Genomic DNA, 24,635 nt, shown 5'->3' on the forward strand with positions numbered 1-24,635 from the left:
CCGCGGTGTTTCTGGAATCGAGCCCTGCGCAGTTCCAGGCTGCGGGCTGTACGAAATCTATGGAGCCATGAGATGACAGACAAACTCACCCCTCTCGACGTGATGCGTGACGCACCCGTCATCCCGGTCATCGTGCTGAACGACGTGAAAGACGCGATTCCGCTCGCGCGCGCCCTGGTCGCCGGCGGCATCCGCATGCTCGAGGTCACGCTGCGCACGCCGCAAGCGCTGCAGTGCATCGAGGCCATCGCCAAGGAAGTGCCCGAGGCCGTGGCCGGCGCGGGCACCATCCGCAGCGCGGCCGATGCACAGGCGTCGGCGCTGGCCGGGGCAAAGTTCGGCGTGAGCCCGGGCTACACGCGCTCCGTCGGCAAGGCCTGCCACGACCTCGGCCTGCCGCTCCTGCCCGGCGTGGCCACCGGCAGCGAGATCATGACCGCGCAGGAAGACGGCTACACCCAGCTGAAGTTCTTCCCCGCGCTACAGGCGGGCGGCCTGCCGATGCTGAAGGCCTGGCAAGGCCCGTTCGGAGACGTCACCTTCTGCCCCACGGGCGGCATCCACGCGGGCAACGCGGCGGAGTTCCTCGCGCTGTCGAACGTGGCCTGCGTGGGCGGTTCGTGGATCGTGCCGACCGACGCCATCCGCGACGGCGACTGGGCCCGCATCGAGCAGCTGGCACGCGCCGCGAGCCAGCTGCCGCGCTGACCATGCGCGCCGGGTTCGACGCGAGCGACCTCAAGGTCATCGCGTTCGACGTCTTCGGCACGGTGGTCGACTGGCACAGCGGCATTGCGGCCGAGGCCGAGAGCGCGCTGCCGGGTGTCGATGGCGCCGCGTTCGCGCTGGCGTGGCGCGCGGGCTACCAGCCCGCGATGAAGGCGGTGATGGAGCGCATCGCCGCGGGCGAGGGCGGCTTCACCCTGCTCGACGAGCTGCACCTGAGCATGCTCGAACAGGTGCTGCACGACTTCAGCCTGGCCGACCGCCTCGACACCGCCGCCAAGCGCGAACTGAGCCGCGCGTGGCACCGGCTGCCGGCCTGGCCCGACGCGGTGGCCGGACTCACGCGCCTGAAGAAGAAATTCACCATCTGCACCCTGTCGAACGGCAACATCGGCCTGCTCACCGAAATGGCCAAGCGCGCCGGCTTGCCCTGGGACTGCGTGCTGTCGGCCGAGGTGTTCAAGGCCTACAAGCCCGACCCGCGCACCTACCTGGGCGTGGCGGGCGTGTTCGACGCCACGCCCGGCCAAGTGATGCTGGCCGCGGCGCACCACGACGACCTGGCCGCCGCGCGCACCTGCAGCCTGAAGACGGCGTACATCGAGCGCCCGCATGAGTTCGGCCGCGCCAGGCCGAAGGACGTGTCGCCGCAGCCGGACAACCATCTGCATGCGCGCGACATCAATGAGCTGGCCGACCTGCTGGGCTGCTGATCAGTCCGTGAGCAGCTTCTCGACCGTGCGCAGGTTGCGCGCGGTGGTGCTCGACTTGTAGCGGGTCTTCGCCAGCAGCTTGGCGACTGGCGTGTCGGTGCTTTCGCCGCGCGGGCATTCCCAATACAGCACGCCCTTGCCGCGCTTCAGGCGCTCGACCTTGGCATCGACGGTGCCGGCCTTCTCGATGATCTCGTCGAGCATGGCGGCGTCGGAGCCGAACACCAGGTATGGATGCCGCTCGTCGTCGATGCGTTCGAAGGGGTAGTCCGCGGCCATGGCTGCCATGGTCTTCTGCGCGAGCAGCACGATCCATGCGTCGTAGCCGAAGCGCTTGCGCAGGGCCTGCTCGATGCGGGTGCGCAATGCGTCGTCGTCGCTTTCGTCGGTGTCGAACAGCACATTGCCGCTGGCGAGCACGGTGCGCACCGCGCCGAAGCCCAGTTCGACGAAGAGCGCCTTCAGTTCGGCGCTCTTGATCGTGATGCCGTTGACGTTCACGCCGCGAAGCAGCGCGACATGGCGGATCGTGCCTGTGGCCTTCTTCGTGCCTGGCATGGCGCAGCTACGCCCGGGTTCAGCGCAGGCCGCCGCCGGCGGCGCCTTCGTCGCGCTGGATCAGCTCGATCTTGTAGCCGTCGGGGTCCGTCACGAAGGCGATGACGGTGGTGCCGCCCTTGACGGGGCCGGCTTCGCGCGTGACGTTGCCGCCCGCCGCCTTGATCTTTTCGCAGGCCGCGTAGGCGTCGGGCACGCCGAGCGCGATGTGGCCGTAGGCGGTGCCGAGTTCGTAGCTCTCGGTGCCCCAGTTGTAGGTCAGCTCGATCTCTGCCTGGTCGGGGTTGCCCTTGCCGTAGCCGATGAAGGCGAGGCTGTATTTGTATTCGGGGTTTTCCGACGTGCGCAGCAGGTTCATGCCGAGCACCTTGGTGTAGAAGTCGATGGAGCGCTGGAGGTTGCCGACGCGCAGCATGGTGTGAAGAAGTCGCATCTCGTGGTGCCTTGTAGTCATGAAGGGGGAGGCCGCTATTGTCGGCCTCCGCGCGCGGCGATCAAGCCGCCAGGGTCAGCAGGTGGGCCTGGTGCTTTTGCAGGAAGGCCATGAGGTGCTGCGGATACTCGGGCACCACCGCATCGCGCACGCTGGGGCGAGCCGCGAGTGCCTGCCGCCATGCGTTGAGCCTGGGCTTGCCGTCGAACACGCGCGAGTCGCTGATCGCGTCGAACACCTCGAAGTAGCGGAACACCGGCGCGAAAACCGCGTCGACCAGGCTGAAGCTGCTGCCCGCGAAATAGGGGCCGTCGCCGAGCGTGGCTTCCAAGCGTTCGAACTTCGCTGCGAGTGCAAGGCGCTTCTGCTCGAACACGGCGGCGTCCTGAGTGGTCTCGTAGCCCCAGAGGTCGGCGAGGATGGCCGATCCGAACTCCATCCAAGCGCGGTGTTGGGCACGCGCGAGCGGGTCTTCGGGGTGCAGGCGCGCGCCGGGCTGCGTTTCTTCGAGGTACTCGCAGATCACGTTGCTCTCGAACAGCACGGCCTCGGAGCCGTCGGGCCGGCGCACCTTCAGCAGCGGTACCTTGCCCAGCGGCGAGATGTCGAGAAACCACTGGGGCTTGTTCGCGAGATCGATCATGACGCGCTCGAAGGGCACGCCTTTTTCATGCAGCGCGATGGCGGCGCGCTGGACGTACGGGCACAGCAGGTGGCTGACGAGGGTGAGTGTCGGGGACATGGGGCTTTCCGTTCTCGAAGAGGTGTTTCGGCTCGCCGCGATTCTTGCGGGGCCGAACAACCTTTTCCCGAAAAGCCCATTCGAGAAAAGACGCCCTTGTGCTAAGCCACCGCGGTGCCTTGCCAGTGCGTGATGCGCCCGCCGTGCATCACGCCGATGCGGTCGGCCATGGCTTGCGCCTCGGTCTCGTTGTGCGTGACCAGGATCGCCGTCTGGCCCGCCTGCTTCAGGATGCCGCGCACCTGTGCCGTCAGGCGTTCGCGCGTGCCGCCGTCGAGGTTGGAGAAAGGCTCGTCTAGCAGCAGCAGGGCGGGCGAGGGCGCGAGCGCGCGGGCCAGCGCGATGCGTTGCTGCTGGCCGCCGGAAAGCTCGTGCGGATAGCGCTCCGCCGCGTCTGCCAGGCCGACCAGCGCAAGCATTTCGGCCACGCGCTCATGTTGCGCGGCGCGAGGCATGCGGCGCAACCCGAAGGCCACGTTCTTCGCGGCCGACAGGTGCGGGAACAGCGCGTACTCCTGGAACATCATGCCCACGCGGCGCTGCTCCGGCGGCAGATGAACCTGGCTGGACGACAGCAGCACGCTGCCCAGCCGGATGGTGCCGGCGCGCACCGGCTCGAAGCCCGCAATCGCGCGCAGCACCGTGGTCTTGCCGCAGCCCGAGGGGCCGAACAGGCAGGCGATTTCGCCCGCGTCCAGCGCGAGCGAGAAGCCGTCGACCACCGTGTGCGGGCCGCGCGGCGTGTCGTAGGCGAGGCTGAGCGAATCGAGGTGCAGCGAAGAACTCATGGGGCATCCGGACTGAAAGTGGCAGCGGGCGTACCCAGTTGGTTGCGCGCCAGCAGCACCACCGGCAGAAGGCCGGCCAGCACGATGCCGAGCGCGGCAATCGCGCCTTCCTCGTAGGTGCCGCGCGCGGCCTCGGCGTAGAGCCAGGTGGCGAGGGTGTCGAAATTGGCGGGCCGCAGCAGCAGCGTGGCGGGCAATTCCTTCATCGCATCGACGAACACCAGCAGCGCGCCGGCCGCGAGCGCGGGGCGCAGCAGCGGCAGGTGCACGCGGCGCAGCGTGCCACCCGTGGTTTCGCCGAGCAGCCGCGAGGCCTGCTCGATGGCCGGAGGAATGCGCGAAAGACCCGCCTCGATGCCGCCCACCGGCATCGCCAGGAAACGGATCGTGCAGGCCACCACCAGCACCACGCCGGCGGCCATCAGCGGCAGGCCCTGCCAACCGAAGGCGGTGGCCAGCGCCGCGTCGAGGGTCAGCGCGGGCGTCAGCAGCCCGATGGCGAGCACCGTTCCCGGCACCGCATAGCCCAGCGTGGCGACGCGCGCCTGCCAGCGCGCGCGGTTGATGCCGGAGCCCTGCGTGCGCGCGGTCCATGCGACCACCAGCCCCGCGGCCACGGCCGTCAGGGTGACGCCCGCCGCCAGCGCCAGCGTGTTGCCCAGGCTCGCGAGCAGCCCCTGCGAGATACCGCCGCCCTGGCGCAGCCGCTTGGCGCTTTCCCAGACGAGGTACAGCGCCGGGGCCACGAAGCCGATCAGCACCGGCAGCGCGGCGGCGGCGGTCGCAGCCCATGCCGCGGCCCCGCGCAGACGGCGTGGCTGCACGGCGCGCATGCGCTGCGCGGAGCCGAAGCGCTGGTGCCGCCGGCCGTTGCGTTCGAGCCAGACCAGCGCCACCACCATGAACAGCATGGCGCATGCGATCTGCGCGGCGCCTGCGAGGTCGGAGCGCGTGATCCACGTGGTGTAGACCGCCACGGTGAGCGTGTTGACGCCGAGGAATTCCGAGGCGCCGATGTCGTTGAGCGTCTCGAGCAGTGCCAGGCTCAGGCCCACTGCCAGCGCCGGCCGTGCGAGCGGCAGCGCCACGCGGAAGAATGCGCCGCGCCGGTTCTCGCCGAGCATGCGCGCGGCTTCCATCAGGTGGGCCGGCTGCGTCATGAACATCGCGCGCGCCGTCATGTAGACGTAGGGGTACAGCACGAAGCCCAGCACGAAGATCGCGCCGGGCATCGAGCGCAGGTCCGGCAGGCGGAACTGGCGCGGGCTGTCGAAGCCCAGCATCCATCGAATGGCGCCCTGCACCGGGCCGATGGGATGCAGCAGGTCGAGGTAGGCGAAGGCGACGATGTAGGTCGGCATCGCCAGCGGCAGCAGCAGCGCCCAGTGCAGCACGCCGCGTCCGGGAAAGTCGTGCGCCGTGACCAGCCATGCGCAGCCGGTGCCGATCAGCAGCACCAGCGTGCCGACGCCGGCCAGCAGCAAGGCCGTGTTGAGCGCCGCCTGCGGCAGCACGTGCGCGAGCAACGGCCCCCAATGCCCGACGCCCGAGCCGAATGCGATCCACGCGAGCGAGACCACCGGGGCGAGCACGCCGACGGCGATCAGGAAAGACGCGCAGCGCCAGGCCGGGCCCGCGGCGTGCAGGCCCGGCGGCCGGCGCCGCAGGAAGCTCATTCAGTCAATTGCCGGCAAGGATTGCCCGGCTCCGTCGAAGTCACTGGTCGAAGCCGACCTTGTCGACCAGCGCGCTGGCCTGCTTGCGGTACTTGGCGATCTCGGTCAGCGGCAGCGGATCGACCTTCAGCTCGCCGATGGTCTGGCCGATGATCGGGTCGAGCGCCACGCCCTTGCGCACCGGGTATTCGTAGTTGGCCTGCGCGTAGAGCGCCTGGGCCGGTTCCGACACCAGGAACTCGAGCAGCTTGACCGCGTTGGCGCGCTGCGGCGCATTCCTGGCCACGGCCGCGCCGCTGATGTTGACGTGCGTGCCGCCGCTCCTGGCGTTGGCGAAGGTCGGGCGCACCACCTTGATGGCGTCGCCCCACTTGCGCGCGTCGGTGCCTTCCTTGGCGCTCTTCATCTGGCCGACGTAGTAGGAGTTGGCCAGGCCGACGTCGCAGATGCCGCCCAGGATGTCGCGCGCCACGTCGCGGTCGCCGCCGGTGGCCTTGCGCGCCAGGTTGGCCTTGACGCCGCGCAGCCACTGCTCGGCCTTGGCTTCGCCGTCGTGCGCGATCAGCGAGGCGACCAGCGCGGTGTTGTACGGGTGCTGGCCGGCGCGGATGCAGACCTTGCCCTTGTACTTCGGGTCGGCCAGGTCTTCGTAGCGGAAGCTCTTGATCGGCAGGCTCTTGTCGGCGTACAGCACGCGCGCGCGCATCGAGAGCGAGAACCACTGGCCGTCCGCGCCGCGCAGGTTGGCGGGAATGGCCGATTCGAGGGCGGCCGACTTCACAGGCTGCGTCACGCCGCCGTCCACCAGGTCCATGAGGTTGCCGATGTCCACCGTCATCAGCACGTCGGCCGGCGAGCGCACGCCTTCGGCCTTCACGCGTTCCAGCAGGCCGTCCTTCACGAACACGGTGTTGACCTTGATGTTGCTCTGCGCGCTGAAGGCCGAGATGAGCGGCTGGATCAGCGCCGGCTCGCGCGTCGTGTAGAGCGTGAGTTCGTCGGTCGCGGCTTGCGCGGGCAGGGCGGCAACGGCCAGCCAGGCGGCGCTGGCGCTGAACAGTGCGCGCGCGGCGCGGCCTCGGACGCTTTTGCGTTCGGTGAACATGAAGAAATCCTCCGGGAAGCGGCTGTGAAATATTCTGGAAACGTCGGCGCCTGTTGCCTCGGCAGCGGCGGCGATGAGAATAATTATCACTGGGCGTGCGAAGGCCGACGCCTTTGGACTTACAGGTCGAAGGCCTACTCCGCTTCCGGGCAGGTCGGGGTCAGCGCGCCGGCGGGAGCTCGAACACCAGGCAGGTGGTGGTTGCGTGCGCGTACAGCGTGCCGTCGGGGCCGTACAGGCGGGCCTCGGCGGTGGCCAGCTGCTTGCCGCAATGGATCACCTTGCCTTCGGCGCGCACGCGCTGAACCTTGGGCGTCAGGCCCTTCACGTAGTTCACGCCCAGCTCGGCGGTCGTGTAGCCGCGCCCGGGCGGCATCATGGTGTGCACCGAGCAGCCCAGGGCGGAGTCGAGCATGGTCGCGACCCAGCCGCCGTGGATGGTGCCCAGCGGATTCAGGTGCTGCGGCAGCGGCGTGCCCTGGAAGATGGCCACGCCGGCGCGCACTTCCACGATCGTGAAGTCCAGGGTCTTGGCGATGGCCGCGTACGGAATCTCGCCGGCCAGCATGGCCTGCATCACTTCGAGGCCGGTCTTGCCCGCGATCTGCTCGGGGCGGGCGAGGCCGGGGCCGGGGCCGGCGTCCAGGCGCTCGGTGATGCGGCGTTCTTCGGCGATCCAGCCTTCGAGCTGGTTGGGGTTCTGTGTCATGCCTGTGTTCCTTCTGGGGGCTTTGCGGAGCGGTGTTGATTGCATATGCAATAGTTGCACATACAATAATATCCCATGGACATCCCCACCAAGCCCCGCGGCTGCACCAGCTTCAAGGTGCGCCAGCTGTCGCGCCGCCTCTCGCAGCACTACGACGCCGAGGTTTCGCAAAGCGGCCTCAAGACCACGCAATACTCGCTGCTGTCGAACCTGGCCCGCATCGGCCCCTGCCGCCCGGTCGACCTGGCTGCCGAACTCAAGATGACCGCCTCCACGCTCAGCCGCAACCTGCAGCCGCTGATCGCCGCGGGTTTCGTGGCGCAGACCGCCGGTGCCGATGCGCGCAGCCGGCTGGTGCAGGTCACGCCAGAGGGCGAAGCCAAGCGGCGCGAGGCGCTGGGCCACTGGAAGACCGCGCAGCAGAAGCTCAATGCGCTGCTGGGCGTGGAGCGCGTGCTGGCGCTGCACCTGCTGATCGACGAGTCGATGGAACTGCTGGGCGCCGACGACGCACCCGACGCCGACGACTGATTCCCCCACCCACCGCTTTTTCCCCACCCATTTACATCACGCGCATGGCCGCGCGCTGCCCCCGTTTTTTTCTTCGTCCTCTACATCGCATTCCAACATCCGAGGTCCCATGTTCGCAACCCAAGTTTCCGCATGGCTGCAGCGCCGCGGCATCCACTACGGCTGGATCGTCGCCGCCATCACCTTCCTGACCATGCTGACCATGTCGGCCGCGCTGGGCCTGCCGGGGGCCATGCTCAAGCCGCTCGGCCAGGAATTCGGCTGGAGCACCGAGCAGATCTCGTCGGCGCTCGCGCTGCGCTTCGCGCTGTTCGGCCTGATGGGCCCGTTCGCTGCGGTGCTCATGGAGCGCTACGGCCTGCGCGCGGTCATCTGCACCGGCCTCGCGCTGGTCGGCCTGGGGATGGCGCTCGTCACCATGGCTTCGCAGCTGTGGCAGCTGTTCGTGCTGTGGAGCCTGATGCTGGGCCTGGGCACCGGCATGACAGCGCTGGTGCTCGGCGCGGTGGTGGCCAACCGCTGGTTCGTGGCGCGGCGCGGCCTCGTCATCGGCATGCTCACGGCCAGCTCGGCCACGGGACAGCTGGCGTTCCTGCCTTTCGCGGCCTGGATGATCGAGCACTGGGGCTGGCGCTCGGCCATCGTGCCGATCGTGATCGGCAGCATCCTCATCGGCCTGCTGGCGCTGTGCCTGATGCGCAACCGTCCGTCCGACATCGGCCTGCTGCCCTACGGTGAAAAGCCCGGCACGCAGCCGGCCGCGCCCGCCGCCGCCGCGCCCGCCATGAACTTCGCCACGCCGTTCCGCGTGCTGAAGGAAGTCTCGACCAACCGCACCTTCTGGATCCTGGCGGGCACCTTCTTCATCTGCGGCCTGAGCACCAACGGCCTCGTGCAGACGCACTTCATCTCGCTGTGCGGCGACAACGGCATGGGCGCCGTGCCCGCCGCGTCGGTGCTGGCGATGATGGGTGCCTTCGACTTCGTCGGCACCATCCTCTCGGGCTGGCTGTCGGACCGCTACGACAACCGCAAGCTGCTGTTCTGGTACTACGGCCTGCGCGGGCTCTCGCTGTTCTGGCTGCCGCATTCGGAGTTCACCATCTACGGCCTGGGCATCTTCGCGATGTTCTACGGCCTCGACTGGATCGCCACCGTGCCGCCCACCGTCAAGCTCGCGGGCGCCGCCTTCGGTCCCGCCAAGGTGGGGCTGGTGTTCGGCTGGGTCTTTGCCGCGCACCAGCTGGGCGCCGCCACGGCCGCCTACGGCGCCGGCTTCGCACGCACGCTGCTGCTGACCTACACGCCCGCGCTGTATGCAGCCGGCGCGGCCTGCCTGGTGGCCGCGTTGATCGTGATGATGATCCGCCGCCCGGCCGCCAAGGCCGGCACACCCGTGACGCCCGCCGCGGCACGCGCCTGACCCGAACCCATCGAGGCCCCGCCATGACCGCTCCCGGCAACACCGCCGAACTCGACCCGCGCACCCGCCGCCTGCTCGAGGCGCCCATCGTTCCCACGCTGCTGCGCCTGGCCGCGCCCAACGTGCTGGTGATGGTGGCGCAGGCCTCCGTCGGCCTGATCGAAACCTACTTCGTCGGCAAGCTCGGCACCGACGCGCTCGCGGGCATGGCGCTCGTGTTCCCCATCGTCATGCTGATGCAGATGACCTCCAGCGGCGCGATGGGCGGCGGCATCGCCTCGTCCATCGCCCGTGCGCTCGGCGCGCGCCGCCGCGCCGATGCCGATGCGCTGGTGTGGCACGCCATCGTCATCGCGCTGGGCTTCGGCCTGTGCTTCACGCTCGCGTTGATACTGGGCGGGCGCTGGCTCTACGGGGTCATGGGCGGCACGGGGCCGGCGCTCGAAGCCGCGCTCACTTACTCGCACTGGGTGTTCTCGGGCGCGGTGCTGGTGTGGCTGTTCAACTCGCTATCGGCCATCATCCGCGGCACCGGCAACATGTCGGTGCCGGCCAACGTGACGGTGGTGGGCGTGGTCTTCCTGATTCCGGCGTCGCCGCTGCTGATCTTCGGCATCGGCCCGCTGCCCGGCATGGGCATCGCCGGCGGCGCGATGGCGCTGCTGCTGTACTACCTGCTCGGCTCCATCGCGCTCATCGTCTACCTGCGTTCGCCGCGCAGCCTGCTGCGGCCCACGCTGGCCGCGCTCAAGCTGCGCTGGCTGCTGTTCCGCGACATTCTGCGCATCGGGCTGGTGGGTGCGGTGTCCACCGTGGCCACCAATCTTTCCATCGGCATCGCGACCGCGCTCACCGGGCATTTCGGCTCGGGCGCGCTGGCCGGCTACGGCACGGCCTCGCGGCTCGAGTACCTGCTGGTGCCGCTGGTGTTCGGCCTCGGCGCACCGCTGGTCGCGATGGTCGGCACCTGCATGGGGGCGGGCCAGCGCGAACGCGCGTTGCGCGCCACCTGGGCCGGCGCGGCGCTGGCCTTTGCGTTGACCGAGACCATCGGCCTCGCGGCGGCGCTGTTCCCGCGTCCGTGGCTGCTGCTGTTCGGCAATGACCCTGCAATGCTCGAGACCGGCGCGCACTACCTGCGCGTGGTGGGGCCGCTCTACGGCTTCTTCGGCGTCGGGCTGGTGCTGTATTTCGCATCGCAGGGCGCGGGCCGGCTGCTGTGGCCGGTGCTCGGCAACATCGCGCGGCTCGCGGTGGCCGGCACTGGCGGGTGGCTGGCGCTGCGCTGGGGCGGCGGGCTCACGGGCGTGTTCGCGGCGCAAGGCGTTGCGCTGGTGGTCTACGGCATCGTGATCGCATCGGCCATCGCGGGCGGTGCGTGGTTCGGCCGGGTGGGCTGGCCGCGCACCACCAGCGGCTTGCTGCGCCGCGTGGCGCAGGCTTGAAGCGAAGCCGCAATTTCTTCTGACGATTCTCTACACAAAGGCACATCATGCAGATCAAGGACTCGGTCGTCTTCATCACTGGCGCCAATCGCGGCCTCGGCCTCGCCTTTGCGAAGGCGGCGCTGGCCGCGGGCGCGCGCAAGGTCTACGGCGCGGCGCGCGACCCCAGCTCCGTCACGCTGCCCGGCGTGACGCCTGTGGCGCTCGACGTGACGCAGCCCGCGCAGATCGAGGCGGCCGTGCGCGCCTGCGGCGATGTATCGCTGCTGGTCAACAACGCGGGCATTTCGCGCGGCTCCAGCCTGCTGGGTTCGCCCGATGCAATGGCTGCGGCGCGCGCGGAATTCGAAACGAATTTCTTCGGTCCCTGGGCGATGACTCAGGCCTTTGCGCCGGTGCTCGCGGCCAACGGCGGCGGTGCCGTGGTCAACGTGCTGTCGGCCCTGAGCTGGACCACCTTCCCGAGCGTGGCGACCTACAGCGCCACCAAGTCGGCCGCATGGTCGCTGAGCAACGGCCTGCGCAACGAACTGGCGGGGCAGGGCACGCAGGTCACGAGCCTGCACGTGGCCTTCATGGACACCGACATGGCCGCGCACGTGCCTGGTTCCAAGGCCTCGCCCGACGACGTCGCGCGGCAGGCCCTGGAGGGCGTGGAGGCGGGCAAGGTCGAGGTGCTGGCCGACGCGGTCTCCCGGCAGCTCAAGCAGGGCCTGTCGAGCGATGCGCCGCCCTATGCGGCGGCGCCTGCCCGATAAGGGCTCGGGCCCTCAGTAGCGATACGGATTGTTCGGCCGGCGGTCGTACCGGTTGGGCACGCCGTCGCCGTCGTTGTCGCGGCGACCATGGCGGCGGTCGTCCCAGCGGCGGTCGCGGTAGTAGCGGTCATTGCCGTGGTAGTGCCGCGGGGCGTGGTAGTAGCGCGGCGGAGGCGGCGGTGCGTAGTAGCGCGGGCGCGGCGGCGGTGGCGGCACCACGTAGACCTGCGCCTGGATGAAGCTGCCGGCGGGCTGTGCCTGGGCCGGTGCGGTGAATGCGGCCAGCGACAACAAGGCTGCTGCACCGAATGCCAAAGTAAGCTTTTTCATCTCTGATCCCCACTTGTGTTTTCGAAGCCTCATCCTCGCGGCCCAGTGTGAAGTTCTTGTAAGGCTGGAGCGAAATCGGATGAAGAGCTGTAAGCCCGTGCGCGTAGGACGCAGCGCGAGCTGGACACAATTTTGAAGCAGATTTGCGCCGCGGATCACCTCCGCGGGCAGGCCTTCGGCCCCATGGCACGTAGGCCGGACGCTCAGCCGCGCGGCGCCGGCAGCATGCGGCGCAGCGCCTCGAAGAACAGGTCCGACTGTTCGCGTTCGCCCTGGATCTGTGCCGCCACGTGCGCGGCCAGCTTCGCATCGACCGGCGCCAGCGGGCGGCCAGTCGATTGCGCGATCACCTGGTGCAGGCAGGCGCGCTCGAGGTAGTAGAGATCGTCATAGGCGTGGGCGATGGTGCCTCCCGCCACGATCACGCCGTGGTTCGCCAGGAAGGCCACGTCCTTGCCCGACATGGCGCGGGCGATGCGCTCGCCCTCGGCATCGTCGAGCGCCAGGCCGTTGTATTCGGCGTCGATGGCGATGCGGTTCATGTAGCGCATCGCGTTCTGGCTCGAGGTCGGGTCGAGCGCGCGGTCGACCGTGATCGTGAGCGCCGTCGCGTAGGGCATGTGGCAATGCAGCACCACCGCATGGCCCGTGAGCCGGTGCACCGCGCCGTGGATGAACAGGGCGGTGGGCTCCACGCGGTGGCGGCCGGCGAGCACTTCGCCGTGCACGTCGATGAGCACGATGTCGTCCGGGCCGATCTCGCTCCAGTGCAGGCCGCGCGGGTTGATGAGGTAGCGGTCCTGCGCGCCCGGCAGCATCACGCTGAAGTGGTTGCAGACGCCCTCGGAAAGCCCGTGGTGCGCGGCGGCGCGAAGGGCCAGCGAGAGGTCTTCGCGCAGCTTGCGGACCGCGGGGCTGGCGTAATCGGAATCGGCGGACATCGTGGGGGTTTCTCCTGGTTCTTGTGGGTTGGCCGGGGGTCAGGCCTGGATCACTCCGGTCCAGGCCGCGATGAATTTCTTCGCGTCATCGCGCACCGCCGCGGCCTGCTTGCCCGGCTTGTAGAGCGCGGAGCCGATGCCGAAGCCGGCCGCGCCGCCCGCCCGCCATTCGGCCATGTTCATGGGCGTGATGCCGCCCACGGGCATCACCGGCGTGCCGGCCGGCAGCACCGCCAGCAGCGCCTTCACCACGGCGGGCGAGGCCAGCTCGGCCGGGAACAGCTTGAGCCCGGTGGCGCCGGCCGCCAGCGCGCCGAAGGCCTCGGTGGGCGTCATCACGCCCGGCAGGCAGACCATGCCGAACCGTGCGGCTTCGGCGATGACATCGGCGTTGTAGTTGGGCGAGACGATCAGCTCGCCGCCGGCCGCGTGCACGTCGCGCACCTGCTGGGCGCCGAGCACCGTGCCGGCGCCGACCAGCGCCTGCGGAAAGCGCTTGCGCATCAGCGCGATGCTCTCCAGCGGTTGCGGCGAGTTGAGCGGCACTTCGAGCAGCCGGAAGCCGGGCTCGACGATGGCGTCGCCGACGTTCGCCGCTTCCGCTGGCGTGAGGCCGCGCAATATCGCCACCAGGGGCAGCTCGCGCATCGCGGCGTTGAATTTTTCTAGGGGAGTGGTCATGCGGCTGCAGTTCTGTCGGTGTCGAGAAAGCCGGACAGCGCGTGCAGTCCGGCCCAGGTGGCTTCTGCGCCCAGCGTGCGCGTGGTGACGCCGGTGGCGCGCAGCGCGAGCGTGTAGCGCTGGGTGAGGGCGGGCGAGCCGATCAGCACCACTTCGCCGACCGCCTGCAACGACTGCGTGCGCAGCTCTTCGCCTATGAGCAGGCCCGAGAGGTAGCTTGCAAGCTCCTGCTTCGGCATGCGCTCGAACAGCGCCAGCGTGCGCGCGCCGAAGGCGTTGTGCAGCAGGCCGTGGCCGTTCTCCGAGCGGGTCACGCCTTCCAGGAAGGCGGCTTCGTCGAGCGGCGCAGCGGCGTCGAGCGTGCGGGCGAGGATCGAGTGCTGGCTCAGCAATGCATAGAACTCGCCCGTCATGTAGGTGCGAAAGCCCGTCACGCGGCCCTTCCTGACCGTGGCCCACTTGTTGTGGGTGCCGGGCAGCACGAAGACGCCGTCGTCCAGTCCGGTGATCGACATGGCGCCGAAGATCTGCACTTCCTCGCCGCGCATCACGTCGGGCACGCCGTCATGCTCGTCGCTCAGGCCGGGAACGATCGCAATGCGCTTGCCGGGAATGGCGTGGATGTCGATGATCTTGCGGCCCACTTCGACGCGCCCCGCGGGGCAGGCGCAGTAGGGCGCCTCGACCCAGCCCTGCTTGCTGCCGGCCATGCCGGAGATGAGGCAGCGGGTGCCTTCGGCTCGCATCCAGTCGCCGAACAGCGTCTCGAAGACTTCGGGAAATCCGCCTTCAGGCACGGTGAGGATGCCGCGCGCGTCGCTGCGTTCTTCCAGCACCTTGCCGTCGGTATCCAGCAAGGCGCCGCGCAGGGAGCTCGTGCCCCAGTCGATGGCTACCAGTCTCTTCATTTGTCCTTGTCTGTCTTGTCGTGTTTTTGTTCAGGGCGTGCACACAGGCCGCCGGGTACTCCCCGCAGCGAAATAAAGGAGGAGGGGCGAAGCCCCGGGGGACATTCGCGGAGCAAGGCACCCCGTCGGCGCGATCGCACCCCCGAACAGCAACCAGCCTGAATCCTAGTGGCTAGTGATTGTCGCGCGGCACGAAAGACCCGCGACGCCCACGCAGGAAAGCAAGGTCGGCCCCTTGGTCGGCCTGCAGTACCGTGTCGACATACAGCTTCCAGTACCCCGAATCCAGCGGTGCCTTGGGCGCAACCCATTTCTCGCGCCGCTTCGCCAGCTCTTCGTCGCTCACATGCAGATGCAGCCTGCGGTTCGGCACGTCGAGTTCGACGATGTCGCCGTCCTGCACCAACGCCAGCGGTCCGCCGGCCGCGGCCTCGGGAGCCGTGTGCAGCACCACCGTGCCGTAGGCCGTGCCGCTCATGCGTGCGTCGCTGATGCGGACCATGTCGGTGATGCCCTTGCGCAGCACCTTCGGCGGCAGCGGCATGTTGCCTGCCTCGGCCATGCCGGGGTAGCCCTTGGGGCCGCAGTTCTTCAGCACCATGACGCAGTGCTCGTCGATGTCCAGGCTCTCGTCGTCGATGCGCTTGTGCAGGTCTTCGGCGCTCTCGAACACCACCGCGCGGCCCTTGTGCACCAGCAGCTCCGGCGTGGCCGCGCTGGGCTTGATGATCGCGCCGTTGGGCGCGAGGTTGCCGCGCAGCACGCAGATGCCGGCCTTGTCCTTGAAGGGCTCGGCCTGGGTGCGGATGACCTGCGGGTTGAAGTTCTCGGCGTCCTTCACGTTCTCCCACAGGCTCTGGCCTGTGACGGTGAGAACATCCTTGTGCAGGTGGTCGGCGATTTCCTTGATCACCACCGGTAGGCCGCCCGCGTAGCAGAAGTCTTCCATCAGGTACTGGCCCGACGGCTGCAGGTTCACCAGGCAAGGCAGCTCGGCGGCAAGGCGGTCGAAGTCGTCGAGCGTGAGCTCGACACCCATGCGGCCCGCAATGGCCAGCAGATGGATCACGAAGTTGGTGGAGCCGCCGATGGCCGCGTTGACCTTGATCGCGTTCTCGATGGCCTCGCGCGTGAGGATCTTCGACATGTTCATGTCTTCATGCACCATGCCGACGATGCGCCGGCCCGCCTGCCGCGCGAGCACGTTGCGGCGGCCGTCCACGGCGGGGTAGGCCGCATTGCCCGGCAGGCCGATGCCCAGCGACTCGACCATGCTGGCCATGGTGCTCGCGGTGCCCATCGTCATGCAGTGGCCATGGCTGCGGTGCATGCAGCTCTCGGCCTCGAAGAACTCCTGCAGCTTGAGCGTGCCGGCGCGCACCTGTTCGCTCATCTGCCACACGCCGGTTCCCGAGCCGAGCTCCTGTCCGCGCCACTTGCCCGAAAGCATCGGGCCGCCCGACACGCCGATGGTCGGCAGGTCGACGCTGGCGGCGCCCATCATGAGCGCGGGCGTGGTCTTGTCGCAGCCCATGAGCAGCACCACGCCGTCGAGCGGGTTGCCGCGAATGCTTTCTTCCACGTCCATGCTCGCGAGGTTGCGATACAGCATGGCGGTGGGCCGCAGCAGCGTTTCGCCGAGCGACATCACCGGGAACTCGAGCGGGAAGCCGCCTGCTTCGTACACGCCGATCTTCACCTGCTCGGCGAGCGTGCGGAAGTGCGAGTTGCAGGGCGTGAGTTCGCTGAACGTGTTGCAGATGCCGATGACCGGACGACCGTCGAACTGGTCGTGCGGCACGCCCTTGCCTTTCATCCAGCTTCTGTAGATGAAGCCGTCGCGGTCGTTGCGGCCGAACCATTGCTGGCTGCGAAGTTCGCCGGGTTTCTTCTTGGGGATCGTGCTCATGGGGTTTGTCTCCGAGTACCGTTTTTGTGGTGACAAACCTCAGGGTTTGTCCTGCCGGGCTGCAGTTTCAATCATCATATGATAAGCGCGGAGAGCCTGCCAGAGCCTCTGTTTTTTGGATTGGCGGGATACCGGAATTCACATCGCTCATGATCAAGAACATCCACGGTCGAACGCTCGAGCTGCTCGGTGAAGCCGTGGTGTCGGGGCGTTACGCCATCGGTGCGTCGATCCCCGCGGAGCCCGTGCTGGGCGAGGAACTCGGTGTGAGCCGCACCGTGGTGCGCGAGGCCATCAAGTCGCTGGCGGCCAAGGGCTTGATCGTCACCGGCCCGAAGGTCGGCACGCGCGTGCTGCCCAAGGACAAGTGGAACTGGTTCGACCCCGACGTCATCACCTGGCAGGCGCGCGCCGGCCTCACGCCCGAGTTCCTGCGCGACCTGCAGGACCTGCGCCGCGTGGTCGAGCCCGCGGCCGTGCGGCTTGCCGCCGAACGTGCGAGCGCGAAAGACATCGAGGAGATCGAGGCCGCCTACGCGGGCATGAAAGAGGCCGTGGAGAACGGCGGCGAGTACGTCGCCTTCGACCTGCGCTTTCACAACGGGCTGCTTTCCGCCGCCGGCAACCGCATGCTCTCGCAGATGAGCAAGGTGCTCAACGCGCTGCTTCGCACCAGCTTCGAGATATCGACCACCAAGCCCGACGGTCCCGCGCTGTCGCTGCCCCTGCACCGCGCGGTGCTCGACGCCGTCATCGCGCACGACCCCGCGAAGGCCGAGCTGGCCATCATCCGCCTCATCGACGGCGCGCGGCAGGACATCGAGGACGTGCTCGGCTCGCGCCGCAGGCTGCCGCGCCTGAGCCGGCCGCCGCCCAGGCTCAAGGCCAGCTAGCAGCTTCGGCGCCGACCACGCGTTTTCCCGCAGTTCGCATCCGGTTCTTTCACCCCTGGCTCGCGCCCGAGCCGATTCCACCGAAGAAGAGAAGGAGACAACAAGCATGAAACTCGTCAAATCGCTGATCGCGCCGACGCTGGTCGCGTTGGGCCTCATAGCGGCGGGCAATGCCGCCGCCCAGGAGAAGCTCACCGTCTGGTGGGTCAAGGGCTTCTACAAGGCGGAGGACGACGCACTGTTCGCCGCCATCAAGAAGTTCGAGGAGAAGAACAAGAACGTCAAGATCGAGCTGTCGCAGTACCCGATCCAGGACATGATCCCCAAGACCGTGTCCGCGCTCGACTCGGGCAGCCCTCCCGACGTGGCCTACGCCGACGTGTACGACTTCCAGGTCACCGGCAAGTGGGCCTACGACGGCAAGCTGGAGGACATCAGCAGCGTGCTCACGCCCATGAAGGACCGCTTCGCGCCCAACACGCTGGAAACCACGTACCTCTACAACGACCAGACCAAGGCCAAGGCCTACTACGCGTTCCCGATCAAGCAGCAGACGATGCACATCGAGTACTGGCGCGACATGCTGGCCGAGGCCGGCTTCAAGGAGTCGGACATCCCGGCCACCTGGAAGGAGTACTGGTCGTTCTGGTGCGACAAGGTGCAGCCCGCCAGCCGCAAGGAAAGCGGCAAGCGCACCTTCGGCATCGGCCAGCCCATGGGCGTGGATTCGAGCGACGCCTTCTATTCGTTCCTGACCTTCATGGACGCCTACAACGTCAAGCTGGTCGACGACAACGGCAAGCTGCTGGTCGACGATCCGAAGGTGCGCACCGGCCTGATCGGCGCCATGACCGACTACACCGCGCCCTACACCAAGGGTTGCACGCCGCCTTCTTCCACCAGCTGGAAGGACCCGGACAACAACGTCGCGTTCCACAACAAGACGACCGTGATGACGCACAACGCGACCATCTCCATTGCAGCCAAGTGGCTCGACGACTCGACCAACGCCTCGCTCACGCCGGAGCAGCGCGAGGAAGCGCGCAAGAACTACACCGAGCGCATCCGCACGGCCGGCTTCCCGAGCAAGCCCGACGGCAGCAAGATGGTCTACCGCACCGCGGTGAAGACCGGCGTGGTGTTCAAGGACGCGAAGAACAAGGCGCGCGCCAAGGAGTTCGTCGCCTTCCTGATGCAGGAGGACAACCTCACGCCTTACGTCGAGGGCTCGCTGGGCCGCTGGTTCCCCGTGACCAAGGCCGCGCAGCAGCGTGACTTCTGGAAGGCCGACCCGCATCGCCTCTCGGTCTACAACCAGTACGCCGCCGGCACCGTGACCTTCGAATTCACCAAGAACTACAAGTTCACCGTGCTGAACAACGAGAACGTCTGGGCCAAGGCCATGAGCCGCGTCGTGACCGACAAGGTGCCGGTGGACAAGGCCGTGGACGAAATGATCGCCCGCATCAAGACGGTGGCGGGTCAGTAGGCCGCGCACGCACGGCACCCGTCAACACCAGCAGCTGCACACCATGAGCGCCACTGCCACCGCCGCCGCGCCGACCACACCGGCGCCTGTCGTCAATCCCGGAGCGCGGCATGCGCGCTGGCAGTTCTGGGGCGCGGTCATGGTCGTGCCCTACCTGCTGGTGTTCGTGGTGTTCGTGCTGTACCCGGTGGGCTACGGGCTCTGGCTCGCCCGCCATCCGCAAAGCTACGTGAAGCTGGTCGAAGACCCGATCTTCTTCCGCTCGGTGATCAACACGGCCATCTTCCTGGTCGTGGCGATCAACCTGAAGATGGTCGTGGCACTCGTGCTGTCGGGCTTCTTCGTCACTTCGCGCTGGTGGATCAAGATCGTCGCGGCGATCTTCATCCTGCCGTGGGCCATGCCCTCGATTCCCACCATCCTGTCGATCCGCTTCATGCTGAACCCGGAGTGGGGCGTGATCAACAGCACCATCTTCCGCCTGACCGGCGCCGACGGCCCCAACTGGCTCAACGATCCCTCGCTGGCGCTGGCCTTCGCGATGATCGTGCACATCTGGAAGTCGCTGCCGTTCTGGACGCTCATCCTCGTGGCCGGCCGCCTGGCCATTCCCACCGAGCAATATGAAGCGGCTTCGGTCGACGGCGCCTCGTCGTGGCAGAAATTCCGCTTCGTGAGCTGGCCCGCGCTCAAGACGCTCTACATCACCTCGCTCATCCTCTCGATGATCTGGACGCTGGGCGACTTCAACAGCGTGTACCTGCTCACCGGTGGCGGCCCCGCCGACCTGACGCACGTGCTCGCGACCCTGGGCATCCGCTACCTGCGGCTCGACCAGGTCGACCTGTCGATGGCATCCATCGTGGTGGCGCTGCCTCTGGTGCTGCCGCTCGTGTACTTCATGATGAAGAGGCTCTCGAAATGAAACGCTGGACCCCCAAGGCCATGGCGACCGAGGCCAAGCTGCTGCTCATCGGCATTCCGGTGCTGCTGTGGACGCTGATACCGGTCTACCACATGGTGCTGTTCGCGATCTCGTCGAAGGACTCCGCGACCTCGGGCCACCTGTGGCCCAAGAACCCGACGCTGGACAACTTCCGCATCGTGTTCCAGCAGAAGCATTTCTACCTCGACCACTTCTGGCTGCAGCTGTGGAACTCGCTGGTGATCGCGCTGTCGGTGGGCGCGCTCACGCTGTTCGTGGCCACCACCGCCGCCTTCGCCATCAGCAGGCTGCGGGTGCGCGGCGGCCGCACGGTGATGAACCTGGCGCTGTTCACGTACTTCATTCCGGCGGCCTTCCTGGCCGTGCCCATGTACAAGACCATGGGCAACTACGGGCTGCTGAACAGCCAGTGGGCGCTCATCCTGGCAATGGTGACCATCGCCTCGCCTTACTGCATCTGGGTGCTCAAGCAGGCGTCGGACAAGCTGCCCTATGAGCTCGACGAGGCCGCGCGCATGGACGGCGCCTCGCCGCTGCAGCTGTTCCGCCTGGTCTACCTGCCGCTGATGGTGCCGTCGCTGGTGGCGGTGGGCACCTATTCGCTGCTGCTGGCGTGGAACGAGTACCTCTACGCCTTCCTGCTGCTGTCCAACGACAAGAGCGTGACGCTGGCCGTGGCGCTCGGCAACTTCCTCTCGGCCGACGACTCGCCGTGGGAACTGCTCATGGCCACCGGCCTCATCTACGCGCTGCCGCCCGCGGCGATCTACTACACCTTCAAGCGCTACATGGTGGGCGGGCTTACCGCCGGCGCCGTCAAGAGCTGAACGAACGACTCAGGGACAACACGATGGCATCCGTTTCCTTTCGCAATATCCAGAAATCCTTCGGCAAGGTCCAGATCATCAAGGGCCTGGGCTTCGACATCACCGACGGCGAGTTCGTGGTGCTGGTCGGCCCCTCGGGCTGCGGCAAGTCGACCTTGCTGCGCATGCTCGCGGGCCTGGAAGACATCAGCGGCGGCGAGATCATGATCGACGGCCGCGTGGTCAACGACCTCGAGTCGAAGGACCGCGACATCGCCATGGTGTTCCAGAGCTACGCGCTGTATCCCCACATGACGGTGGGCGAGAACATGGGCTTCAGCCTGCGCCTGCGCAGCGCCGAGAAGTCGGTGACCGAAGAGCGCGTGGCGCGCGCCGCGAAGATCCTCAACCTCGACGCATTGCTCGGCCGCTATCCGCGCGAGCTCTCCGGCGGCCAGCGCCAGCGCGTGGCCATGGGCCGGGCCATCGTGCGCGACCCGAAGGTGTTCCTGTTCGACGAGCCGCTGTCCAACCTCGACGCCAAGCTGCGCGTGGCCATGCGCGCGGAGATCAAGGCGCTGCACCAGCGGCTGAAGACCACCACCGTCTACGTGACGCACGACCAGATCGAAGCCATGACCATGGCCGACCGCATCGTGGTGATGCATGACGGCATCGTCGAGCAGATCGGCACGCCGCTCGACCTGTACGACCGGCCCGACAACCTGTTCGTGGCCCAGTTCATCGGTTCTCCGTCGATGAACGTGATCGAGGGCACGGTGCGCCGCGCGGGCGGCGAGTGCTGGGTCGAGGCGCAGGGCGCGCGCTGGCCGGTGCCGGCCATCACATCGGCGCCCGATGGCCAGCCGGTGCACTACGGCGTGCGGCCCGGCGACATCACGCTCGGCGGCGGAGCGCAGTCGGTGGCGGCCAAGGTGATCGTGGTCGAACCCACGGGCGCGGAGACCGAACTGCTGGTGCAGGTCGGCGAGTCCCGCCTGGTGCTGGCGGTGCATGGCCGCGTCGATGCCCGGCCCGACGAGATCGTCAACCTGGCGATCGACACGCCGCGCGTGCACCTGTTCGACCGGCAGACCGGCCGCCGCATGGGCTGAGCGAGCGGCCCGGGTTCAGTCCGTGCGCAGCCTGAGCAGGGCGCGCACGAAGCCGTGGTCGGAGCGCGAGCGGTCGCGTCCCTCGTGCAGGTGGTCGTTGAAGTAGTCGACACGCCGCACGTCTCCCAGGCTGTGGCGGCTGGTGGCGACGAATTCCTCGCTCACCAGGATCTGGTCGAGCACCTCCGGATAGCCCTGGTGGATGTGCGAGTACGCCACGTCCTTCTTGAGCGCCGACTCGCCCTGCATCTCGTAGGCGTTGAACAGCGCCACGTCGCGCGCGGCCTTGTCGTAGGCCACTTCGGAGGTGGCCGCCACAAGCTGCGTGGTCACGCTGTGCGGGTTGTCGTTGAAGTCGCCCATCACCACGAGCGGCACGTTCGTGCCCTGCAGCAGGTCGATGACGATGCAGCGCAGGGCCGCGGCCTCCGCGCCGCGCATCAGCAGCGAGCGCAGCGACGCCATCACGCCCACCTTGCGGTCGTCGCGGTCCTCCAGGTGGTTGCCTTGGGCGTCCTGCAGGAACTTCGGGCGCTTGGACTTCAGGTGCACCGTGAGCACATGCACCTGCTGGCCGTGCTTCATGCGCACCGTGACCAGCAGGGGCGGGCGTTCGAAGCGCGTGTGCGCGCCCAGGCCCGGCACCTCGACGCCGAAGCCTGGCGGGAAGTCGACGAAGGAGCGGACCTCGTCCACCTTCAGCCGGGTCGCGATGCCCACGCGCGGCGTGCCCTGCGCCCCCGGCCTCGCGGGCGTGCCGGCGGGGCTGCCGGGCGGCGGCGTGTTCTCGGCGCCGGGCACAGACACGAAGTCGTAGCGCAGCCCGCTGCGGGCGATGGCGGCCTTCAGTGCCGCCTCGTCCCACACCTCCTGCACCGCCAGCACGTCGGCGTTGAGCGCCTGGAAGCGCTCGCCGGTCCAGTCGATCTTTCGCTCGTACTCACGCTCGTTGTAGGCGTCCTGGTTCTCGTAGTACGTCCGGTTCGGGTTCGCGAGATTGAGAAGGTTGCAGGTGGCGACGAAGAGGGTGGCGTAGTTGGGCGGGATGTATTGCATGGCGTAACGATTGTGGCCCGGGCAAGGGCGGTGCCGCACCACCAATGAAAAAGGGCACCGAAGTGCCCTTGCTCTGTTTCCGGACAGGCGTGCCGCCCGGATGCGTGTGCTTTCTCCAGCCTCAGCGGCCGAAGGAACGGCCACCGCCGCCACCGGAACGGCCGCCACCGCCGCCATAGCCACCACCGCCGCCACCCGAGCGGCCACCGCCGCCCGAACGGTTGCCGCCGTAGCCACCGCCGCCGCCACCCGGACGACCGCGTCCGCGGCCGCCACCCATGTGGTCGACGCTGGTGCGCAACGGATCCGGCTGGCCCGCGCCGCCTGCGACTGCTTCGGCACGCAGGTGCGCGACCTGGTTGGCTTGCGTCGGGCTGTGGCTGTTGCCGTGATGGCGCGGCTGGCGCTCGTCATGCGGCTGAGGGGCTTGCTGATGCTGATGCGGCGCATGGTGCGGTGCGCGTGCCGGACCTTGCGGGCCGCGGCCTTGCGGTGCGCGGGCACCCGGGCCGCGCGGGCCTTGGCCTTGTCCGCCGCCGTTGGCATTGCGGGCCTGGCCGCCGCCCTGGCCCTGGCCGCCGCCGCGGCGCTGACCGCCGCCATTGCCGCCGCCACCGCCGTTGCCGCCACCCTGGCCGGCCTTGTTCTCGCGGATGCGTTGCAGCATCTCGGTGCGGGCGGCCTTGGCGGCAGCCTGCATCACGTCGCGGCTCGGCGGACGGCCGGCGCCGCCCCAGATCGTCTGGCGGCCCATGGCGATGGGCTCGGCGCGCTCGCCTTCCTCGGGGCCGAAGCCCTCGACGATCTGAACGGGAATCGTCTGCTTGGTGAAGCGTTCGATTTCCTGCATGAAGCCTTCTTCGTCCAGGCACACGAAGCTAACTGCCTCGCCGCTCGAACCGGCGCGGCCGGTGCGGCCGATGCGGTGGACGTAGTCTTCGCTGACGTTCGGGATCTCGTAGTTCACCACGTGCGGCAGCTCGTCGATGTCGATGCCGCGGGCCGCGATGTCGGTGGCCACCAGCGCGCGGATGTCGCCGCTCTTGAAGCCGGCCAGCGCCTGCGTGCGGGCGCTCTGGCTCTTGTTGCCGTGCAGCGCCATCGCCTCGATGCCGTTCTTGGTGAGGAATTCGGCCACGCTGTTGGCGCCGAACTTGGTGCGCGTGAACACGAGCACCTGGCTCCACTTGTTCTCGTTGATGATGTGCGCGAGCAGCGCCTTCTTCTTGCCGCGGCCCACGGGGTGGATCACCTGGGTGATGCGCTGCACGGTGGTGTTGCGCGGCGTGACCTGGATGCTCTGCGGGTTCTTCAGCAGCGTGGCGGCCAGGTCGCGGATCTCGTCGCTGAAGGTGGCCGAGAAAAGCAGGCTCTGCTTTTCCTTGGGCACCAGGGCCAGGATCTTCTTCACGTCGTGGATGAAGCCCATGTCGAGCATGCGGTCGGCTTCGTCGAGGATCAGCATCTGGACCTGGCTCAGGTCGAGCATGCCCTGCTGCTGCAGGTCGAGCAGGCGGCCGGGGGTGGCCACGAGGATGTCAACGCCCTTCTTGAGCTTGCTGATCTGCGGGTTCATGCCGACGCCGCCGAAGATCACGGTCGAGTCGAGCTGCAGGTACTTGCCGTACGTGCGCACCGACTCTTCGACCTGGGCCGCGAGTTCGCGGGTGGGGGTCAGCACGAGGGCGCGGATGCCGACGCCGCCGAACTTGTTGGTGGCGCTGCGGCTCATGCTGAGCTTGTGCAGCATCGGCAGCGTGAAGGCGGCGGTCTTGCCGGTGCCGGTCTGTGCGCCGCCCAGCAGGTCATGACCTTCGAGCACCGCGGGGATGGCTTGCGCCTGGATGGGGGTGGGCGAGTCGTAGCCGTGCTCGTGCACAGCCTTCAAGATGGCGGGGGCCAGCTTCAGTTCGTCAAAATTCATTGGAAACAATAAGCGCCATACACGGCGCAG

Annotated in this window: 25 protein-coding genes; 11 read left to right on the forward strand and 14 right to left on the reverse strand. The window is 68.0% G+C overall.

Annotated elements, in window-relative coordinates; translation table 11 throughout:
* Window positions 1–72: 72 nt before the first annotated feature.
* Both eda and WIX39_RS12875 read left to right on the forward strand, forming a co-directional pair.
* Window positions 73–708 (forward strand): bifunctional 4-hydroxy-2-oxoglutarate aldolase/2-dehydro-3-deoxy-phosphogluconate aldolase, encoded by a 636-nt coding sequence (gene eda, locus WIX39_RS12870; RefSeq protein WP_409195138.1) that lies wholly within the window; start codon window positions 73–75, stop codon window positions 706–708.
* A 2-nt stretch (window positions 709–710) separates the two neighbouring features.
* Complete coding sequence (locus tag WIX39_RS12875; protein WP_409195139.1) at window positions 711–1,439, forward strand: haloacid dehalogenase type II; 729 nt, start codon at window positions 711–713, stop codon at window positions 1,437–1,439.
* Here WIX39_RS12875 and WIX39_RS12880 read toward each other — a convergent pair whose 3' ends face one another.
* From WIX39_RS12880 to WIX39_RS12910, 7 genes are all read right to left on the reverse strand, one after another.
* Window positions 1,440–1,997 carry a DUF1697 domain-containing protein gene (locus WIX39_RS12880; RefSeq protein WP_409195140.1) on the reverse strand — a complete coding sequence of 186 codons (558 nt, stop codon included), beginning with the start codon at window positions 1,995–1,997 and terminating at the stop codon, window positions 1,440–1,442. It lies immediately after the preceding gene.
* 19 nt (window positions 1,998–2,016) lie between these two features.
* Window positions 2,017–2,430: a lactoylglutathione lyase gene (gloA, locus tag WIX39_RS12885; protein ID WP_081268016.1), complete on the reverse strand. Its 414-nt coding sequence runs from the start codon at window positions 2,428–2,430 to the stop codon at window positions 2,017–2,019.
* Between the two features lie 61 nt (window positions 2,431–2,491).
* Window positions 2,492–3,172 (reverse strand): glutathione S-transferase family protein, encoded by a 681-nt coding sequence (locus WIX39_RS12890; protein WP_409195141.1) that lies wholly within the window; start codon window positions 3,170–3,172, stop codon window positions 2,492–2,494.
* Between the two features lie 101 nt (window positions 3,173–3,273).
* The gene (locus WIX39_RS12895; RefSeq protein ID WP_409195142.1) at window positions 3,274–3,960 is read right to left on the reverse strand and encodes an ABC transporter ATP-binding protein; all 687 of its coding nucleotides are present in this window, start codon (window positions 3,958–3,960) and stop codon (window positions 3,274–3,276) included.
* Entirely contained in the window at window positions 3,957–5,636 is a 1,680-nt protein-coding gene (locus WIX39_RS12900) for an ABC transporter permease (RefSeq protein ID WP_409195143.1), read from the reverse strand. Before WIX39_RS12900 ends, WIX39_RS12895 begins: the two co-directional genes overlap by 4 nt.
* A gap of 40 nt (window positions 5,637–5,676) precedes the next feature.
* Window positions 5,677–6,741, reverse strand: coding sequence for a Fe(3+) ABC transporter substrate-binding protein (locus WIX39_RS12905; protein ID WP_409195144.1), 1,065 nt, complete (start codon window positions 6,739–6,741; stop codon window positions 5,677–5,679).
* Between the two features lie 160 nt (window positions 6,742–6,901).
* Entirely contained in the window at window positions 6,902–7,450 is a 549-nt protein-coding gene (locus tag WIX39_RS12910; protein WP_409195145.1) for a PaaI family thioesterase, read from the reverse strand.
* Between the two features lie 75 nt (window positions 7,451–7,525).
* Between WIX39_RS12910 and WIX39_RS12915 the strand changes: the two genes are divergently transcribed.
* From WIX39_RS12915 to WIX39_RS12930, 4 genes are all read left to right on the forward strand, one after another.
* The gene (locus WIX39_RS12915; protein ID WP_409195146.1) at window positions 7,526–7,981 is read left to right on the forward strand and encodes a MarR family winged helix-turn-helix transcriptional regulator; all 456 of its coding nucleotides are present in this window, start codon (window positions 7,526–7,528) and stop codon (window positions 7,979–7,981) included.
* 109 nt (window positions 7,982–8,090) lie between these two features.
* Entirely contained in the window at window positions 8,091–9,404 is a 1,314-nt protein-coding gene (locus tag WIX39_RS12920; RefSeq protein WP_409195147.1) for an MFS transporter, read from the forward strand.
* Window positions 9,405–9,427: 23 nt separating this feature from the next.
* Window positions 9,428–10,849 (forward strand): MATE family efflux transporter, encoded by a 1,422-nt coding sequence (locus tag WIX39_RS12925; protein WP_409195148.1) that lies wholly within the window; start codon window positions 9,428–9,430, stop codon window positions 10,847–10,849.
* A gap of 47 nt (window positions 10,850–10,896) precedes the next feature.
* Entirely contained in the window at window positions 10,897–11,607 is a 711-nt protein-coding gene (locus tag WIX39_RS12930) for an SDR family oxidoreductase (protein WP_409195149.1), read from the forward strand.
* A gap of 12 nt (window positions 11,608–11,619) precedes the next feature.
* Here WIX39_RS12930 and WIX39_RS12935 read toward each other — a convergent pair whose 3' ends face one another.
* The 5 genes from WIX39_RS12935 to WIX39_RS12955 form a co-directional block, all read right to left on the reverse strand.
* A complete protein-coding gene (locus WIX39_RS12935; protein ID WP_106935116.1) occupies window positions 11,620–11,937 on the reverse strand; it encodes a hypothetical protein in 318 nt (105 codons plus the stop codon).
* A gap of 203 nt (window positions 11,938–12,140) precedes the next feature.
* The gene (locus WIX39_RS12940; RefSeq protein WP_081268027.1) at window positions 12,141–12,878 is read right to left on the reverse strand and encodes an aldolase; all 738 of its coding nucleotides are present in this window, start codon (window positions 12,876–12,878) and stop codon (window positions 12,141–12,143) included.
* Between the two features lie 39 nt (window positions 12,879–12,917).
* Window positions 12,918–13,559 carry a 2-dehydro-3-deoxy-6-phosphogalactonate aldolase gene (locus WIX39_RS12945; RefSeq protein WP_409195150.1) on the reverse strand — a complete coding sequence of 214 codons (642 nt, stop codon included), beginning with the start codon at window positions 13,557–13,559 and terminating at the stop codon, window positions 12,918–12,920.
* Window positions 13,556–14,467 (reverse strand): 2-dehydro-3-deoxygalactonokinase, encoded by a 912-nt coding sequence (locus WIX39_RS12950; RefSeq protein ID WP_409195151.1) that lies wholly within the window; start codon window positions 14,465–14,467, stop codon window positions 13,556–13,558. Before WIX39_RS12950 ends, WIX39_RS12945 begins: the two co-directional genes overlap by 4 nt.
* Window positions 14,468–14,639: 172 nt before the next feature.
* Entirely contained in the window at window positions 14,640–16,376 is a 1,737-nt protein-coding gene (locus WIX39_RS12955; RefSeq protein WP_081268030.1) for an IlvD/Edd family dehydratase, read from the reverse strand.
* A gap of 149 nt (window positions 16,377–16,525) precedes the next feature.
* Here WIX39_RS12955 and WIX39_RS12960 point away from each other — a divergent pair, with 149 nt between their 5' ends.
* From WIX39_RS12960 to WIX39_RS12980, 5 genes are all read left to right on the forward strand, one after another.
* Window positions 16,526–17,269, forward strand: coding sequence for a FadR/GntR family transcriptional regulator (locus WIX39_RS12960; RefSeq protein ID WP_081268031.1), 744 nt, complete (start codon window positions 16,526–16,528; stop codon window positions 17,267–17,269).
* 106 nt (window positions 17,270–17,375) lie between these two features.
* Window positions 17,376–18,758, forward strand: a complete 1,383-nt coding sequence (locus tag WIX39_RS12965; RefSeq protein ID WP_081268032.1) for an ABC transporter substrate-binding protein — start codon at window positions 17,376–17,378, stop codon at window positions 18,756–18,758.
* A 43-nt stretch (window positions 18,759–18,801) separates the two neighbouring features.
* Window positions 18,802–19,683 carry a carbohydrate ABC transporter permease gene (locus tag WIX39_RS12970; protein ID WP_409195152.1) on the forward strand — a complete coding sequence of 294 codons (882 nt, stop codon included), beginning with the start codon at window positions 18,802–18,804 and terminating at the stop codon, window positions 19,681–19,683.
* Complete coding sequence (locus tag WIX39_RS12975; protein ID WP_081268034.1) at window positions 19,680–20,531, forward strand: carbohydrate ABC transporter permease; 852 nt, start codon at window positions 19,680–19,682, stop codon at window positions 20,529–20,531. The genes WIX39_RS12970 and WIX39_RS12975 overlap by 4 nt, the downstream gene beginning before the upstream one ends.
* 23 nt (window positions 20,532–20,554) lie before the next feature.
* Window positions 20,555–21,625 (forward strand): ABC transporter ATP-binding protein, encoded by a 1,071-nt coding sequence (locus WIX39_RS12980; protein WP_409195153.1) that lies wholly within the window; start codon window positions 20,555–20,557, stop codon window positions 21,623–21,625.
* 15 nt (window positions 21,626–21,640) lie between these two features.
* Here WIX39_RS12980 and WIX39_RS12985 read toward each other — a convergent pair whose 3' ends face one another.
* Together WIX39_RS12985 and WIX39_RS12990 are read right to left on the reverse strand one after the other, a co-directional pair.
* Window positions 21,641–22,681 (reverse strand): endonuclease/exonuclease/phosphatase family protein, encoded by a 1,041-nt coding sequence (locus tag WIX39_RS12985; protein WP_106935111.1) that lies wholly within the window; start codon window positions 22,679–22,681, stop codon window positions 21,641–21,643.
* Window positions 22,682–22,802: 121 nt separating this feature from the next.
* Entirely contained in the window at window positions 22,803–24,605 is a 1,803-nt protein-coding gene (locus WIX39_RS12990) for a DEAD/DEAH box helicase (RefSeq protein ID WP_409195154.1), read from the reverse strand.
* Window positions 24,606–24,635: the final 30 nt, after the last annotated feature.

The sequence above is a fragment of the Variovorax sp. AB1(2024) genome, assembly GCF_037482385.2.
Classification (GTDB): domain Bacteria; phylum Pseudomonadota; class Gammaproteobacteria; order Burkholderiales; family Burkholderiaceae_C; genus Variovorax.

What these genes read in the sequence shown, in the direction of transcription:
- eda (WP_409195138.1), top strand. Translation starts at nt 73, where the DNA reads ATGACAGACAAACTCACCCCTCTCGACGTGATGCGTGACGCACCCGTC.
- WIX39_RS12875 (WP_409195139.1), top strand. Translation starts at nt 711, where the DNA reads ATGCGCGCCGGGTTCGACGCGAGCGACCTCAAGGTCATCGCGTTCGAC.
- WIX39_RS12880 (WP_409195140.1), bottom strand. Translation starts at nt 1,997, where the DNA reads ATGCCAGGCACGAAGAAGGCCACAGGCACGATCCGCCATGTCGCGCTG.
- gloA (WP_081268016.1), bottom strand. Translation starts at nt 2,430, where the DNA reads ATGCGACTTCTTCACACCATGCTGCGCGTCGGCAACCTCCAGCGCTCC.
- WIX39_RS12890 (WP_409195141.1), bottom strand. Translation starts at nt 3,172, where the DNA reads ATGTCCCCGACACTCACCCTCGTCAGCCACCTGCTGTGCCCGTACGTC.
- WIX39_RS12895 (WP_409195142.1), bottom strand. Translation starts at nt 3,960, where the DNA reads ATGAGTTCTTCGCTGCACCTCGATTCGCTCAGCCTCGCCTACGACACG.
- WIX39_RS12900 (WP_409195143.1), bottom strand. Translation starts at nt 5,636, where the DNA reads ATGAGCTTCCTGCGGCGCCGGCCGCCGGGCCTGCACGCCGCGGGCCCG.
- WIX39_RS12905 (WP_409195144.1), bottom strand. Translation starts at nt 6,741, where the DNA reads ATGTTCACCGAACGCAAAAGCGTCCGAGGCCGCGCCGCGCGCGCACTG.
- WIX39_RS12910 (WP_409195145.1), bottom strand. Translation starts at nt 7,450, where the DNA reads ATGACACAGAACCCCAACCAGCTCGAAGGCTGGATCGCCGAAGAACGC.
- WIX39_RS12915 (WP_409195146.1), top strand. Translation starts at nt 7,526, where the DNA reads ATGGACATCCCCACCAAGCCCCGCGGCTGCACCAGCTTCAAGGTGCGC.
- WIX39_RS12920 (WP_409195147.1), top strand. Translation starts at nt 8,091, where the DNA reads ATGTTCGCAACCCAAGTTTCCGCATGGCTGCAGCGCCGCGGCATCCAC.
- WIX39_RS12925 (WP_409195148.1), top strand. Translation starts at nt 9,428, where the DNA reads ATGACCGCTCCCGGCAACACCGCCGAACTCGACCCGCGCACCCGCCGC.
- WIX39_RS12930 (WP_409195149.1), top strand. Translation starts at nt 10,897, where the DNA reads ATGCAGATCAAGGACTCGGTCGTCTTCATCACTGGCGCCAATCGCGGC.
- WIX39_RS12935 (WP_106935116.1), bottom strand. Translation starts at nt 11,937, where the DNA reads ATGAAAAAGCTTACTTTGGCATTCGGTGCAGCAGCCTTGTTGTCGCTG.
- WIX39_RS12940 (WP_081268027.1), bottom strand. Translation starts at nt 12,878, where the DNA reads ATGTCCGCCGATTCCGATTACGCCAGCCCCGCGGTCCGCAAGCTGCGC.
- WIX39_RS12945 (WP_409195150.1), bottom strand. Translation starts at nt 13,559, where the DNA reads ATGACCACTCCCCTAGAAAAATTCAACGCCGCGATGCGCGAGCTGCCC.
- WIX39_RS12950 (WP_409195151.1), bottom strand. Translation starts at nt 14,467, where the DNA reads ATGAAGAGACTGGTAGCCATCGACTGGGGCACGAGCTCCCTGCGCGGC.
- WIX39_RS12955 (WP_081268030.1), bottom strand. Translation starts at nt 16,376, where the DNA reads ATGAGCACGATCCCCAAGAAGAAACCCGGCGAACTTCGCAGCCAGCAA.
- WIX39_RS12960 (WP_081268031.1), top strand. Translation starts at nt 16,526, where the DNA reads ATGATCAAGAACATCCACGGTCGAACGCTCGAGCTGCTCGGTGAAGCC.
- WIX39_RS12965 (WP_081268032.1), top strand. Translation starts at nt 17,376, where the DNA reads ATGAAACTCGTCAAATCGCTGATCGCGCCGACGCTGGTCGCGTTGGGC.
- WIX39_RS12970 (WP_409195152.1), top strand. Translation starts at nt 18,802, where the DNA reads ATGAGCGCCACTGCCACCGCCGCCGCGCCGACCACACCGGCGCCTGTC.
- WIX39_RS12975 (WP_081268034.1), top strand. Translation starts at nt 19,680, where the DNA reads ATGAAACGCTGGACCCCCAAGGCCATGGCGACCGAGGCCAAGCTGCTG.
- WIX39_RS12980 (WP_409195153.1), top strand. Translation starts at nt 20,555, where the DNA reads ATGGCATCCGTTTCCTTTCGCAATATCCAGAAATCCTTCGGCAAGGTC.
- WIX39_RS12985 (WP_106935111.1), bottom strand. Translation starts at nt 22,681, where the DNA reads ATGCAATACATCCCGCCCAACTACGCCACCCTCTTCGTCGCCACCTGC.
- WIX39_RS12990 (WP_409195154.1), bottom strand. Translation starts at nt 24,605, where the DNA reads ATGAATTTTGACGAACTGAAGCTGGCCCCCGCCATCTTGAAGGCTGTG.